This is a genomic window from Mycobacterium sp. NPDC003449 (assembly GCF_053588415.1).
Genome location: NZ_JBSFPX010000087.1, coordinates 1 through 13,654, shown reverse-complemented (window position 1 = coordinate 13,654; position 13,654 = coordinate 1). Strand labels below are relative to the sequence as shown.

General features: G+C 67.7%; 15 protein-coding genes. 5 read left to right on the top strand and 10 right to left on the bottom strand.

Annotation, left to right across the window (positions count from 1 at the left end; translation table 11 throughout):
• The first annotated feature begins 10 nt into the window (after positions 1–10).
• Both ACWDTP_RS21245 and ACWDTP_RS21240 read left to right on the top strand, forming a co-directional pair.
• On the top strand, positions 11–1,432 hold the full coding sequence (locus ACWDTP_RS21245; RefSeq protein WP_450023337.1) for a xylulokinase: 1,422 nt from the start codon (positions 11–13) through the stop codon (positions 1,430–1,432).
• A 55-nt stretch (positions 1,433–1,487) separates the two neighbouring features.
• On the top strand, positions 1,488–2,207 hold the full coding sequence (locus ACWDTP_RS21240) for a GntR family transcriptional regulator (protein WP_450023335.1): 720 nt from the start codon (positions 1,488–1,490) through the stop codon (positions 2,205–2,207).
• 11 nt (positions 2,208–2,218) lie between these two features.
• Here the strand turns inward: ACWDTP_RS21240 and ACWDTP_RS21235 are convergent, their stop codons facing one another.
• Entirely contained in the window at positions 2,219–2,959 is a 741-nt protein-coding gene (locus ACWDTP_RS21235) for an SDR family NAD(P)-dependent oxidoreductase (protein WP_450023333.1), read from the bottom strand.
• A gap of 94 nt (positions 2,960–3,053) precedes the next feature.
• Positions 3,054–3,764 (bottom strand): hypothetical protein, encoded by a 711-nt coding sequence (locus ACWDTP_RS21230; protein ID WP_450023331.1) that lies wholly within the window; start codon positions 3,762–3,764, stop codon positions 3,054–3,056.
• Positions 3,765–3,847: 83 nt separating this feature from the next.
• On the opposite strand from ACWDTP_RS21230, the gene ACWDTP_RS21225 reads away from it, so the two are divergent.
• Entirely contained in the window at positions 3,848–3,985 is a 138-nt protein-coding gene (locus tag ACWDTP_RS21225) for a hypothetical protein (RefSeq protein ID WP_450023329.1), read from the top strand.
• A 14-nt stretch (positions 3,986–3,999) separates the two neighbouring features.
• On the opposite strand, the gene ACWDTP_RS21220 is transcribed toward ACWDTP_RS21225, so the two are convergent.
• Positions 4,000–4,266, bottom strand: coding sequence for a helix-turn-helix domain-containing protein (locus ACWDTP_RS21220; RefSeq protein ID WP_450023327.1), 267 nt, complete (start codon positions 4,264–4,266; stop codon positions 4,000–4,002).
• Between the two features lie 68 nt (positions 4,267–4,334).
• Here ACWDTP_RS21220 and map point away from each other — a divergent pair, with 68 nt between their 5' ends.
• A complete protein-coding gene (map, locus tag ACWDTP_RS21215) occupies positions 4,335–5,102 on the top strand; it encodes a type I methionyl aminopeptidase (protein ID WP_450023326.1) in 768 nt (255 codons plus the stop codon).
• Between the two features lie 16 nt (positions 5,103–5,118).
• On the opposite strand, the gene ACWDTP_RS21210 is transcribed toward map, so the two are convergent.
• Complete coding sequence (locus tag ACWDTP_RS21210; protein ID WP_450023325.1) at positions 5,119–5,733, bottom strand: TetR/AcrR family transcriptional regulator; 615 nt, start codon at positions 5,731–5,733, stop codon at positions 5,119–5,121.
• 48 nt (positions 5,734–5,781) lie between these two features.
• On the opposite strand from ACWDTP_RS21210, the gene ACWDTP_RS21205 reads away from it, so the two are divergent.
• Entirely contained in the window at positions 5,782–6,813 is a 1,032-nt protein-coding gene (locus tag ACWDTP_RS21205; protein ID WP_450023323.1) for a hypothetical protein, read from the top strand.
• 1 nt (position 6,814) lies between these two features.
• On the opposite strand, the gene ACWDTP_RS21200 is transcribed toward ACWDTP_RS21205, so the two are convergent.
• The 6 genes from ACWDTP_RS21200 to ACWDTP_RS21175 form a co-directional block, all read right to left on the bottom strand.
• Positions 6,815–8,128, bottom strand: a complete 1,314-nt coding sequence (locus tag ACWDTP_RS21200) for an MFS transporter (RefSeq protein ID WP_450023321.1) — start codon at positions 8,126–8,128, stop codon at positions 6,815–6,817.
• Positions 8,129–8,303: 175 nt separating this feature from the next.
• Entirely contained in the window at positions 8,304–9,443 is a 1,140-nt protein-coding gene (locus ACWDTP_RS21195) for a mandelate racemase/muconate lactonizing enzyme family protein (protein ID WP_450023319.1), read from the bottom strand.
• A gap of 28 nt (positions 9,444–9,471) precedes the next feature.
• A complete protein-coding gene (locus tag ACWDTP_RS21190; protein ID WP_450023317.1) occupies positions 9,472–10,749 on the bottom strand; it encodes an Nramp family divalent metal transporter in 1,278 nt (425 codons plus the stop codon).
• 34 nt (positions 10,750–10,783) lie between these two features.
• A complete protein-coding gene (locus ACWDTP_RS21185; protein WP_450023315.1) occupies positions 10,784–11,764 on the bottom strand; it encodes a 2-hydroxyacid dehydrogenase in 981 nt (326 codons plus the stop codon).
• Positions 11,761–12,477 (bottom strand): FadR/GntR family transcriptional regulator, encoded by a 717-nt coding sequence (locus tag ACWDTP_RS21180; RefSeq protein ID WP_450023313.1) that lies wholly within the window; start codon positions 12,475–12,477, stop codon positions 11,761–11,763. The genes ACWDTP_RS21185 and ACWDTP_RS21180 overlap by 4 nt, the downstream gene beginning before the upstream one ends.
• Before the next feature lie 5 nt (positions 12,478–12,482).
• Positions 12,483–13,654 (bottom strand): mandelate racemase/muconate lactonizing enzyme family protein (locus ACWDTP_RS21175; protein ID WP_450023311.1); only part of this gene is annotated, 1,172 nt, incomplete at its 5' end.

Genomic DNA, 13,654 nt, shown 5'->3' with positions numbered 1-13,654 from the left:
CTTGCCGGCGATGGAACAGTTCGCGCTCGCCGTCGACATCGGATCCTCGGCGGTACGCAGCGCGGTGATCGATTCGAACGGCGCGATCACGGCCGTGCAGCGCGTCGATCGACAAGACGCGTCGGGGGTTGCGTTCGACCCCCGACAACTCTGGCGCGATGTGCGGGCGACGATCGGAGGGCTGTCGGCCGGCGCGCGCCGGTCGATCGGTTCGATCTGTATCGCAGGCCATGTCGGAACGGTGTTCGCCGACGCGGCGCTGGAGCCGGTGAGCGCCGGGCGGGGCTGGGCGGACTCTTCGGGCGTCACCCTTCTCGCCGAGGCGGCGGGTTCTCGTCTTCCCGACCTGCTGTGGGAGACCGGTCGCCCGGCCGCCGCTGGCGGCGCGGGTGCGGCGTTCCTGGACCTCGCCCGTGACGATCCGGATGTGGCGGCGCGGATAGCACATGTGCTCACGCCGAAGGACTATGTGATCGCGCTACTCACGGGCAGCCGGATCACAGATCGGACCTCGGCCGCCTACTCGGGGCTGAGCCGACTCGACGGGTCCTGGTCGGAGGAGATGTTGGGTCTGGTCGGGCTGGAACCGGACCGGATGCCGATCCAGCGGGTGGCAACGGATGTCATCGGTGTCGTCTTGCCGGAGGTCGCTCGGGAGCTCGGGATCGGCCGCGGCGTGCCGGTCGTTGCGGGCGGCACGGATGGGACGGTGGGAGCGGCACTGATCATCGCCGAACGGATCGACGTCGTTGCCGACATCAGCGGAACGACCGATGTACTCGTGCGCCGGATCGCCACCCGGGACGAGGCTCCCGACGGCGCCGTCGTCAATCCGTATCCGTTCGGCGGCCTCAGCGCAGGAGGGCCCACCGGCACCACCGGGGGAGCCCTCGCCTATTGGGCCCAGTTGCTCGGGTTCGACAACGTCGCATCGGCGCTGGCGCACGTGAAGAACAGGCTGCCCGAAATGATCCCCGGCGCAGGCGGACTCGTCATCGACCCGAGCATTTCCGGGAGCCGGTTCCCCCGTTGGCGTCCCGAGGACACCGGCTCGGTCCTGGGCCAGCGGGAGGAGCACCGCGCTGAGCACCTACTGCTCGCTGCCGCCGAGGGGGCCGCGTATGTCGTCCGGGAAGGGGTGGATCGCCTCGACCCCGTTCGCGAGCTCGGCGTCGTGCTCGCCGGAGGTACCGCACGATCGCAGGTACTCGCGCAACTTCGGGCGGATGTCCTGGGCCGCGACATCCTGGTCTGTTCGCAACCGGAGATCACGCTCCTCGGCGCGGCATCGATTGCCTTCCGCGGCACCGAAATACCCTGTGACGTCAAAATCACCGGCAGTGTGGCGCTGCATCCGAGCGCCAAGAGGTCGGCGACCTACGAGGCTCTCTTTGCCGACTGGTCGAAAGCGACCCTGCCCGAGCACGCCTGAGGTCGTCGTCATCTAGACTTCCGTCGTCTAGACTTCCTGGGAGGGAGGAGGAGGCATGGCAGTCGGTGTGGGGCCCGTCTATCAAGTGATCGTGCGCGATATCGTCGAACAGATATCGACGGGCGCGCTGAAGGTGGGCGATCGGCTCGACAGCGAGTTGCGCCTCGCCCAGCACTACGGCGTGAGCCGGATGACTCTCCGGCAGGCACTCGCCGAGCTTGAGTCGAGCGGTTTGGTGGTGCGTCGTCACGGAGCAGGCACGTTCGTCAGCGAACCAGCCCCTCTCCATCGAAGTGCCAATCGGCTCGGTGCATTCCACGAGGAGATGGGCCTCAATGCCACCGCCCTGACCACGACGTTGTTGACTCAGGAAGTGGTCACCCCGCCGGAGGATGTCGCGGCCGATCTGCGTCTCCGTCAGGGGCAAACGACCGCTCATATCGTGCGAACCCGACATCTGGTGAGAGATCCGATCGCCGTGCAGGAGTCGTGGGTGCCCTATCTGCTCGCACCGGGTCTTGGTCGCGGTGGGCTCGTTCATGGCTCGCTGTACAGAACCATGAAGGAACGGGCCGACCTCGAGGTGAGCAGCGCCGAGCAGACGATATCCGCCGCCGCCGCCGACGACCGACTGGCAGGGCTGCTCCGCACGCAGGTGGGAGGCCCGGTGATCAGCGTCCGTCGCGTGGCATGGTCGGCCAACGGGACACCGATCGAGGTCGCGCGATGCCACATGATGCCCAGCCTGCCGGTGCTGGTGCGGCTCGAGAGGTGACCGCCCGCTTCTCAGCGGACGTAGCCGTTCGACAGCCAGCCTCCGTCGACGGCGACAGTGGCGCCGGTGACGAATGCTGACGCGTCGCTGAGTAGGAACAGGGTCGGTCCGATAACATCCTGGGGCCGTCCGAATCGGCGTAACGGCGTACGTTGTTCGATCGCGTCTCGGTCGAGGACGCCCCGGCCGATGAGGTCTGCCGTGATATCGGTTTCGATGTAGCCCGGAGCAATCGCATTGACCCGAATGCCGCGCGCTCCCCACTCGACGGCGAGGGTGCGGGTGAGCCCGAGCACTGCGGTTTTCGAGGCCGCGTAGGCAGTGCGTTCCGGTTGCCCGACGAAGGTGGTGAGGGAGCCGATGTTGACGATGGATCCAGCGGTCGCCATGGCGGAGGCGGCCGCTTGTGAGCACGCCATTGCGGAGACCACATTGACCTCGAGGATGCGCCGCAGGTCGGCGAGGTCATAGTCGATGCTGGGGCCGACCTTGGTGATCCCCGCATTGTTGACGAGGCCGTCGATCCGGCCATTCTGCTCGACGATCTGCGTGAACGCGTGTGCGCGGTCCGCATCGTCGGTGAGGTCGGCGGCAACAGTCTGGATCGTGGCGCCATTCTCGGCGGCATCAGCCGCGACCGCTTGCAGGCGTTCGGGATCACGAGCGATGGCGACGACCGTCGCCCCCGCGGAGTGTGCCGCGCGCACGAGGGCAAGTCCGATTCCGCGGCTGCCGCCGGTGATGACGACCACCTTGCCGTCCAGTGCTATGGACGGCGGTTTTTCGTGCCAGTCGGTCATGGCCTGGTCCTCGCTTTACTCGTAATCCTGATTCGATTGGCTTCGGCTAGGTGAGTTGCCGTGCGAGATCCTCAATATCGGAGGCCACCCAATCGGCGGCCGGTGAGGGTTGAGCGTCGGGAGACGTGAGCGCTCCCCACTCGGCAGGACGATCGATGAAGGCGGTCCGGTAGCCCGCGCGATGCGCTGCCTCGAGGTCGTTGTTGTGAGCCGTGACCAGCGCGATGTCTTGTGGCGCGATGTCCAGCCACTTCGCGGGGTACTCATACGAACGCGGGGCGATCTTGTAGATTCCGCTCATCTCGCAGGAGAAGACGGCGTCCCAGTTCACACCGCCCCGTCGCGAACACTCGATGACGAGCGACGCGTTGAGGATGGTGAACGAGGCGACAACATAGCGTTCCCTGAGGCGGGAGATCCCGTTTGCCGAATCGGCCCACGGTTGCATACCCCTCCACCCGCGTACCAGCTCGTGGCTGTGCGGGCGCAGCCGACCCAGACCGTGATCGTCCAATACGGTGCCGAGCGAGAGATGGAGAATCTCGTCCATATCGGCGTCCAGTTTGCCGTCGGCCGGCATGGTCATCTGCCCGAGCATGGCCAGCGAGTTTCGCCGCCAGTCCGCCGCAACCTCGGCCCAGCCTGCTTCGACCCCTTCGCGTCGTCCGACGTCGTGCAGAGTGTCTCTGACCGCGGAGAACCAATCGAATACCGTGCCCCCGGTGTCGAAGATGAGAGCTCGCAATTCATCGGACATGGGCGCGCCCATCCATTGCCCTTCTTGTCGGGTGAGAGGTTCAGTGCACTAGAAGTCTAGTCTATTCATCCCGATGGGAGAAGGTGGGCAAGGTCGACGCGAAGGACGGCTATGTCATCGGCGAGACTGCTCGTTTGCGCGGGGTCGGCCGGTCGTTGGCGCCGACGCCGATCTGGTGCGCAATCCCTGACGGCAAGGACGGATTGAGCCGGCGTAGTTGATAAAGGGGGCCTTCTTAGCTCGCAGCCGCCGAGGAGCCCGCGTCGCACCATGCGTCGGCGAGGTCCTGCAGTGCCAGGCCCAGTGCCGCGCTCAGCCCGACGACGGTGCCGAAGGCGGGGGAGGGCAGGCGTCCGGTCTCGATCTTGCGCAGCGTCTCCGGTGAGATGCCGGCTTGTGCGGCAACCTCGTCGAGGGTGCGCGATGCCCTGGCGGTCCGCAGGGTCGCGCCCAGCCGGCGCCCGGCGGCGATCTGTTCGGGGGTGAGCGGGGTCCGGACCACGGGTCCACGGTAGCTCGGGTATTTAAATACCGCTACAGTGGTATTTAAATACCAGGAAGGATGTGCCCATGATCGAGCTGAAGACGGCCGATGAGATTGCCCGCATGCGGGTCACCGGCGGCTTTGTCGCCGAGGTGCTGGCCGAACTCAGCCGGATCGCCGATATCGGGGTGAATCTGCTCGACCTCGAACTCCATGCCAGGAAGATGATCGAACGCCGCGGGGCGCGGTCCTGCTACTGGGACTATCACCCGTCGTTCGGATCGGGCCCGTTTCGCAACGTTATTTGCCTCTCGGTCAACGATGCTGTGCTGCACGGCCTTCCGTTCGACTATCGGCTGGCCGACGGTGACGTGCTCAGCATGGATTTCGCGGTGTCGATCGACGGCTGGGTTGCCGATGCGGCCCGCACCGTCATCGTCGGTACCCCCGACGCCGAGGATGTCCGGCTGGTCCGCGCCACCGAGGAGGCGCTGGCCGCAGGCACTGCCGCGGCGCGACCCGGTGGCAGGCTCGGCGACATCTCCGCGGCGATCGGCGCCGTGGTCGCAGACTACGGTTACCCGGTGAACCTGGAGTTCGGTGGGCACGGGCTGGGCCGCACCATGCACGAGGATCCGCATGTGCCCAACCGTGGCCGGGCCGGCCGGGGAATGCCGTTGCGGGCCGGGATGACGCTGGCCCTGGAACCGTGGCTGGCCCGCACCACCGACCGCATCGTCTACGACCGCGACGGCTGGACCATCCGCTCGGCCGACGGATCACGCACCGCCCATAGCGAGAACACCGTCGCGATCACCGAAACCGGCCCGGAGGTGTTGACAGACCTTCAGTAGCTACCCGGGTGAGTGACTACCGCGGCTGCTGCTGAAAGTCGTTGTGACGGCCGATGAGCCATCCCACGATGTGGCGGAGTTCCTTGACGGTCCGGTCGCGCGGCCCGTCGACGATGCCGAGGTGGCCCGCGTCGATCAAACTGCGGATCCAGCGCGACGACGAAGCCGGCGGCAGGGGCAACGAGCGACCCGGCAGCTTGGCCACCCGTCGCAGCAGCGCCGTCAGCGCGCCACCGATCGTGTCGTCCAGCGTCGTCAGCACCGCGGCGAAGTCCGGGTCGCGGTTCGCCTGGATCGTCGCGGCCGAAGCCAGTCCCGGCGCAAGCGGATCGGTCAATTCGTCCAGGAGATGGTCGATCAGCAGGTCCAGTCCTTGGTCCGGGTCGGGTAGGGCCGCTGCGCGTGCGCACAGCTCCTGCAGGCGCGGGATGTCGTCGGCGAAAATGGCCCGCACGATCTCCTGCTTGGTGGCGAAGTAATGGAACAACGTGCCCGAACCGATCCCCGCGCGCTTACAGATCGCCGCGGTGCTGGTGCCGTCGAATCCGTTGTGCCCGAACTCGGTAGCGGCGGCCGCCATGATCGCGGCCCGACGCTGGGCATGCATTTCGGGGTCGACGGTGCGGGCCATGCTGTAATAATAGAGTACGTACTCTAGTAATTTTACGATGGGGGACAGATGACCACAGCAGACGTGCTTCCCCGCAGCAGACGCCGCCGACGACGACTCGCTGCCGCGCTGTTCGTGTTCAGCCCGTTCGTCGGCGAGTGCGTGCTGGGCAACATGCCGCTCACCGAATTTCCTTTTCTGCTCATGCTGGCGCCGATGTACGGCGCCGGTGCCCTGTTGATCCGGGAGGTGGCGCGACGGACGGGCGGCTGGCCGATGATCATTCCGCTCGCGGCCGCGTACGCCCTGATCGAGGAGGGCGTGGTCGACCAGATGTTGTTCAATCCCAACTATCTTGGGCTCGACAGCTTCGCCGGATACGGTTTGATTCCCGGCATCGGGATGAGCGCGTCCCTTACCGAAGGGTCGCTCGTGCTGCACACCGTGTGGAGCATCTGCGTGCCCATCGCGGTGGTGGAAGCGTTCGACGACGAGCCGACCCGGCCATGGCTGGGCAGGGTCGGTCTCGGGCTCATCGCGGCGGTATTCGTGCTCGGCTGTATCGGCCTGGGCCTGCTGCAGTACACCGAATTGCGTTTCACCGCAGGCCCGTTCCAGTTCGGCCTGATGGGCATCGCCATCGCGGCGTTGATCGCCGTGGCGGTTCGCAACTGGCGGCACGGGGCATTCGAGACACGGCCCCACGGTCCGCCCGCACCGTGCCCGCGCACGGTTGCGGTCGCGGCGTTCGGCATGTCCTCCGGTTACTGGCTGATCGAAGTGGTCGCGCCGCGCTTCGGGTCCGACTGGACGGTCCTGGCCTGCGCGGTCGCCTGGGTGACCGGGTGTGGTGTGGTGCTCGCCCGGTACGCATGCCGACCGGGCTGGATCCGGACCCACATCTTCGCCGTCGCCGCCGGAACGTTGCTCACCTATGTATGGGTGGGGTTCACCCAGTCGGCGGCGCTCGATGTTCCGCGGTCGCTGGGGCTGATCGGCAACGCGATCTTCGGCGCGGGAGCGATCGTGGTCCTGGCATTCGCCGCCCGGGCCGAGCACCGGCGCACCGTCCGAGCACCTGTCGACGGCCAGCTGCGCTGAATCAATACTGCGGGCGCAGCATCCGGGTGGCGACGACGCTGATCGCCGCGGTGGCGACGAGGTAGCCGCAGGCGAGCCAGGGCCGCCCGCCGCCCGCGGCGATGAGGGCGGTGAGGATGAGCGGGGTAAGCCCGGAGGCGTACACACCGGACAGCTGGTACACCGTCGACAACCCGGTGTAGCGGGTGCGGGTCGGGAACAGCGACGCGTACAGCGTGCCCTGGGCTCCGTAGAACCATGCGTGAATGACGCCGAAAGCTAACACCATTGCCACGGCGTAGGCCGCGACCGTGCCGGTGTCGATCAACGCGAAGGCGGGGAAGACCACCAGGCCGTAGGCCGCGACGCCGGTGCCGTACACCGCGCGCGGGCTGAACCGGTCGGCCAGCAGGCCCGACACCGGGAGCAGCACCGCCATCAACAACGCCGCGACCGTCACCACGATCAGCACCGGAACCTTGCCGAGGTGCAGCGTGGTGGTGGCGTAGGAGATGGTGAACACACCCCAGGTGTTGTAGGCCGCACCCTCGCCCCACCGGGACAGCAGGCCCAGCACCGTGGACCGCAGCGCCGGCGGTGCGAAGATCTCCCGCACCGGAACCGCCGACCGGTCGTCGTCGCGGCGGATCTTCTCGAACGCCGGCGTCTCGGCGACCCGGAACCGCACCACCACACCGAAAACCACCAGCAGGATGCTGAACAGGAAGGCGATGCGCCAGCCGTAGATGAGGAACGCCTCGGCCGACAGCGCCACTTGCAGCAGCACGAACACCCCGGTGCCCAGCGCCAGGCCGAGCGCGAGCCCGATCTGCGGGATGCTGCCGAACAGGCCGCGACGGCCACGCGGGCTGTGCTCCACGGCCAGCAGCACCGCACCGGCCCACTCACCGCCGAGCGCGAAACCCTGCACGATCCGCAGGACCAGCAACAGGATCGGTGCCAGCACCCCGATCTGGGCCGCGGTGGGCAGCACGCCCATCAAGGCCGTGGCCCCGCCCATCAACAACATGGTCAGGGCGAGGGTCCGTTTGCGGCCGATCCGGTCGCCGATGTGGCCGAAGACGAACCCGCCGATCGGCCGCACGATGAAACCCACGGCGAACGTCGCGAACGCCAGCATCGTTCCCACGAACGAACTTTCGTCGGGGAAGAACGCCTGGTTGAAGACGAGGCTGGCGGCCGTCGCGTACAGGAAGAAGTCGTACCACTCGATCGTCGTACCGACCAGGCTCGCGAGCAGCGCGGTACGAACCGTCTTGGTATCGGCCGGCCTCGGCGCCTCGTCGTCGACCAGTAACGGTGCGGTTGAAGTCACCCTAGATGAGTAGCCGTCACCGTCCTGGCCGCCCAGCATTGCGCGCGGGATGATTAGAACCCGGCGAGCGTGCGCGTCTGTTGCCCGCCACGCCGGAAAACACCGGCACTTTGCGCACGCTCGCGACCGGCGTCAACCGCCCGGCGCCTGTTTCCCGGTGCCCAACGGTTTCTCCTCAGGCGACCTGATACTGCGCGACCACCTGCTCGTCGACCGTGATCCCCAGTCCGGGGCGGTCAGGCACTCGCATAGTGCCGTCCTCCAGCGCGGCCGGCTCGGTGACCAGCTGCTCGCGGAACGGGCTCTGGGTCTGCTCGTACTCCATCCATGCGGGTGGCTCGTGCCAGGTCGGCGGCAACGGGGGCTGGGCCGCCATCACCTGGAGCGCGGCGTTGAGACCGATCGCCGTCCCCCAGACGTGCGGGATCACCGTGACGCCTGCCGCCTCGGCAAGCGCGCCGATCTTCTGGAATTCGGTGACGCCGCCTGCTGCGCACACGTCGGGCTGGATGATGTCCATCGCGCGGGCGCGCAGGATCTCGGCGAACGCGTGCCGGCCGAAGGCGTTCTCCCCGCCGGCCAGCGGCACGTCGAGCTTGGCCCGCAACTCGGCGTAGCCGGCCAGATCGTGCGCGGGGATCGGCTCCTCGAACCAGGTCAGGCCCATCCGTTCGAACTCGCGTCCCAGCCTCAGCGCCGTCGGCACGTTGTAACCGTGGTTGGCGTCCACCATGAGCTCGACGCCGTCGCCGAGCGCCTCGCGCACGGCGGTGACCCGGGCCAGCTCCTCGCGCGGCGGCAGTGCGATCTTCATCTTCACGCCGAGAAATCCCTGGTCGCGGTAGCGAACTGCTTCTTCCACGGCCGGCCCGACGTGGTCACCGTCGGCCGAGGTGAAGTACAGCCCGGTTGCGTAGGGCCGCAACGTGGTTCGGTGCGCGCCGCCGAGCAGGGCGTAGACGGGCACGCCCGCCGCCTGCCCCTTGAGGTCCCACAGGGCGATGTCGATCGCGCTGAGCCCGGCGATGCCGAACCCCTGGGGGTCGTAGTCCTCCACGCGCTGGTGCATCGCGGTCCACAGCACATCGTTGTCGGCGGGGTCGCGGCCCACGACGATAGGCGCAAGCAGGGTGTCCACCACGGCCTTGGTGACGTGCGGCGGGCCGTACGCCTCACCCCAGCCCACCAGCCCGTCGTCGGTGCGCACGCGCACGAGCATCGCGTTCTTCTTGGTGTACCACCAGCCCCGCGCGGAGGTGAACGGAGTGTCTACATCGGCGCGCAGGACGTATGTGTCGACGTCGGTGATCTTCATGGCCTAAGGGCTCCCTCGGGTGAGATGGTCAGAGAAGCGATTGGATGCCGGCCCACACGAAGAACAGCGCGCAGAGCACCAGCAGTGTGTTGGACAGCCACCTGTTGCGATTGGGACTGCTGCCGACGGCCTTGTTGAGCAGCCACAGCAGTGTCGCGGCCAGGAACGGGAAGAACAGGGCGCCGAGCGAGGTGTACACCATGACCAGTAGGAACGGCTGCGACAGCCCGAGCAGCACCATCGGCGGGAAGGTGATCCAGACCAGGAATGCCCGGAACGACCGGCTCTTCTGCGGATCCCCGCTGACCGGTTCCCCGGACCGGCGTGTGTGCATGTAGTCGGCGAACATGTGGCTGGCGCCGTTCCAGTTGCCCAGGATGCTGCTGGTCACCGCGGCCCAGAAGCCGATGAGGAACAACCAGCCCGCGAACGCCCCGAACCTGTCCGCGATGGGGTTGCTCAAGGCCAGCAGCCCGGTGTTGCCTTGCAGGTCAGCGCCGGTGCCGAAGAGCAGTTCGACGCCGATGACGAGCATCGCCACCATGAAGATCGCCTCGACGAGGTAGCCGACCGCGAGATCGGTGCGCATCCATGGGATCCACGACGGAGCGTTCCAGCCCTTGGCTCGTGCCCAGTAGGGGTAGTAGCACAGCGAGTACACGCCGCCGATGCCGCCGATGATGGCGAGGACGTTGAGCAGCGACGCATCCGGCAGGGTGGGCAGTGCACCCAGGCTGAGCTCGCCCAAATCGGGTACGAGCAGGACGGCGAGCGTTACCGCCATCACGAACATGAGCCCGACCAGCACCTCCATCAGGCGTTCGAAGATCGCGAACCGGCCCACCCAGACGATGGCGAACGCTGCCACCGCGTGCACGACCGCCCACGCCCAGATCGGCAGCACGCCGGGGAACATCGCGTCCACGGCGAGCGCGGCGACCGAGCACAGTCCGGCTGAGGTGAAGAACGTCGCGCAGAACAGATAGAAGACGAAGTAGCGGGACGCCCAGCGCGACAACCTGCGCCATCCCTGCAACATCGTCTCGCCGCCGGCCAGGAAATACCGGCCGATCGCCTCGGACAGGGGGTATTTGATGGCTACCCCGATGATGATCGCCCATAGCAGTGCGTAGCCGTAGTCGGCTCCCGCGACGACGGCGGTGACCATGTCCCCGGCGCCGATGCCGGTCGCCGCGATCAGCAGGCCCGGCCCGAGCAGGCGGACACGCTGGCCGAAGGTCCGAGGGGGTTGCGTCGAGGCCACCGTGGTGGTGATCGGAGGTCGGTCGGATTTGGCGGTGTTCATCGAGCGCTCCTTTCTCTGATCCCCGGGGACGCTGCTACGTCCGTGCCGGGAATCGCTGACGGAACTTGTCCACGGCTTCGGGATTGACGAGGGTGCCCGGGAGTTCGCCGTCGAGTACGGCCAGCACGGCGCGGACCGCTCCTAGGCCCATCAGACGCATACTGTCGTCCGTGATGGCCGCCAGATGTGGGGTGAGCAGTACGTTCGGCAGCTCGAAGTAGGGGTGGCCGGGGCCGGGGCGCTCGGTGAACACGTCCAGTGCGGCGCCGCCGATTCGGCCCCCTTTCAGTGCCGCGATGAGCGCGTGGTCGTCCACCACCGGGCCGCGCGCGACGTTGACCACGATCGCGTCGGCTTGCATCGCGGCTAGTGCGCGGGCGTCGATCAGGTGCCGGGTCTCGGAGGTGAGTGGGCAGGCCAGCACCAGGACGTGAGATTCGTCCAGCAGTTCGGCCATGGTGCGTTCCTCGACTTCGGCGGGGACCGGCCGACGGCCGGAGCCGCGGCCCAGGACCCTCATCCCGAATCCGTGGGCCAGCCGGGCGACCGCCTGCCCGACGTTGCCCACCCCGACCAGACCGAGGGTGCGGCCATGCACCTCCCTGGTGGTGGGCGCGAGGGAGCGGGCCGCGGGCCAGCCTCGCTCGCGGAACGCGGTCGTCGTCTCGGGCAGGCGTCTGGACAGAGCCAGCACAGCCAGCATCACGTGCTCGGCGACGGAGTTGGCGTTCACGCCTGGCACGTTGGCGACCAGCACGCCCGCCTCCGTGGCCCGCCCTACGGGGATCAGGTCGAGCCCGGCGCCGTGTCGGACCACCGCACGCAGCCTTGGCTGAGTGACGACCTCCTCCGGGATCGGGTCGCGGACGATCACGGCGTCGGCGTCACGGCTCTGGCGGACCAGTTCGGCGGGCTCGGCGCTGGGGCTCGTCCGCAGCTCGGCGACGGCCTCCAACTCGGCCTCGGCGCGCGGGTGCATGGCGCTTGTCGCCACGACGACTGGCCGGCCGGTCACGATTCCTCCTTGCGCCGGGCTCTGGCGGCCGACGCATCGTCAGAGACGAAACTCCGCCAGTAGCTGTCGACGCCCTGCAGGTGAGCTTCCATGAGCCGTACACCGAGCGCCCCGTCGCCCGCCACGATCGCCTCGAACAGGGCGTGGTGTTCGCGCCGGGAGTTCTCCCTGCGGTCCGCGTCACGGAAGTAGGTCCGGCGCCGCTCCGCGGTCATCAGGTAGAAAATGTTCACGATTCGCCAGAACAGGTCGTTCTGGGTTGCCTGGACGATCGCCGCGTGGAACTTGGCGTCGTTCTCCGCGGCCACGTCGGGGTCGTCAGGGGCGGCGTCGGTGGCGGCGAGGATCGTACGCATGCGGTCGAGGTCGTCGGGAGTGCGTCGGGCGCACGCCAGCTTCACCGCCTCCACCTCGTGGATGCGTCGCATCTCCACGGTCTGCCGAATGTCTTCGGCGTTGAGTGGCACGCCCACGCGGGCGAACAGCGCCAGCGCTTCGATGCTCGGCACCCCAGAGGCCATGAACAGACCCGACTTTGCCCTGCGTTCGATGATCCGCAGGGCCTCAAGCAGCGCAAGGGCTTCGCGCACTTGTCCTCGGGTGGTGCCGAAGCGCAGGCCCAGCTCCCGTTCGGAGGGGATCCGCTCGCCCGGTTCATAGCCCCGCCGGTTGAGGAACGTCACCAGTTGCGAGATCAGCACCGACTGTTCCATGCCGGTCACACCGCCACGGCGTGCGCGTCGATGACTTCCTGGCGGACGGTGATGCCCAGGCCAGGTCGGTCGGGGATATCGATCATCCCGTCGGTCACCGTGAAGTCCTCCTCGATCAGGTCGTGCAGCAGGGGGTTGGCGCCCAGTGAGTATTCGATGATCCGGCTCGACGTGCTGGCCGCGGCCAGATGCAGTCCGGCGGCGAACGCCGGGGCGCCCGCCCACATGTGGGGGGCCAGTTCGAGCTGGTACGTGGCCGCCAGTGCGTCGATGTGGCGGGCTTCGGTGATGCCGCCGCACACCGCGAGGTCGGGTTGCAGGATGTCTACGGCGGACCGTTCTATGAGCTCGCGGATGTCGAACCGGGTGAACTCGCTCTCCCCGGCCGAGATGGGAATATGCGTCGCCCGTCGCACCTCCGCGGCGCCGGCCTTGTTGTCCGGGGCGACCGGCTCCTCGAACCAGGTCAGGTCACAGTCGGCCACGAGATGGCAGAACCGTTTGGCCTCGGACGGGGTGAACGTGCCGTGGGCGTCGCACATCAGGTCGATGTCCGGGCCGAGGTGCTCGCGTGCGGCCAGGACCCGCTGTGCGGACGCGCGTACGGCGCCGTCCATTGCGCCGACTCGCATCTTCACGGCCTTGAACCCGGCGTCCACGTATGTCTGGAGCTGCTCGCCGATCGTTTCGGCGGGTGCCCAGCCTCCCGAGGCGTAGGCGGGCATGCGTGCCGCCTTGCGTCCGCCGAGGAGTTGCCACACCGGCACCCCGAGGCGTTTGCCGAGGAGGTCCCACAGAGCGAGGTCGATGGAGCTGATCGCGCTGATCGGGTGACCGCGCCGGGACAGCTCGGGGAAGACATGCCCCCGGTCACGCGCGTAACCGGCGCGCACTCCGTTGTAGAGGTCGCTCCAGATTGCTGTGATGTCCCGGGAGTCCCTGCCAACGAGACGAGGGCCGAACTCATGGTTGACGAGCGTGACGAGAGCGGCGTACGTGCCCGCGCTACCCGCCGCGTTCTGTCCCTCTCCCCAGCCGACGAGCCCGTCGTCGGTCTCCACCCGGGTGATCAGGCCGTCGAATGTTCCGACCTGGCCGAAGTCGCTGCGGTGCTGTCGGGCCGGCTCGAGTGCGAAGCGCACCCACCACGCCTGAACCTTCGCGATCCGCATCCATC

Bases quoted from the DNA above. Each gene is read 5' to 3' on its own strand.
- ACWDTP_RS21245 (WP_450023337.1), top strand. From the start codon at position 11: ATGGAACAGTTCGCGCTCGCCGTCGACATCGGATCCTCGGCGGTACGC.
- ACWDTP_RS21240 (WP_450023335.1), top strand. From the start codon at position 1,488: ATGGCAGTCGGTGTGGGGCCCGTCTATCAAGTGATCGTGCGCGATATC.
- ACWDTP_RS21230 (WP_450023331.1), bottom strand. From the start codon at position 3,764: ATGTCCGATGAATTGCGAGCTCTCATCTTCGACACCGGGGGCACGGTA.
- map (WP_450023326.1), top strand. From the start codon at position 4,335: ATGATCGAGCTGAAGACGGCCGATGAGATTGCCCGCATGCGGGTCACC.
- ACWDTP_RS21210 (WP_450023325.1), bottom strand. From the start codon at position 5,733: ATGGCCCGCACCGTCGACCCCGAAATGCATGCCCAGCGTCGGGCCGCG.
- ACWDTP_RS21205 (WP_450023323.1), top strand. From the start codon at position 5,782: ATGACCACAGCAGACGTGCTTCCCCGCAGCAGACGCCGCCGACGACGA.
- ACWDTP_RS21195 (WP_450023319.1), bottom strand. From the start codon at position 9,443: ATGAAGATCACCGACGTCGACACATACGTCCTGCGCGCCGATGTAGAC.
- ACWDTP_RS21190 (WP_450023317.1), bottom strand. From the start codon at position 10,749: ATGAACACCGCCAAATCCGACCGACCTCCGATCACCACCACGGTGGCC.
- ACWDTP_RS21180 (WP_450023313.1), bottom strand. From the start codon at position 12,477: ATGGAACAGTCGGTGCTGATCTCGCAACTGGTGACGTTCCTCAACCGG.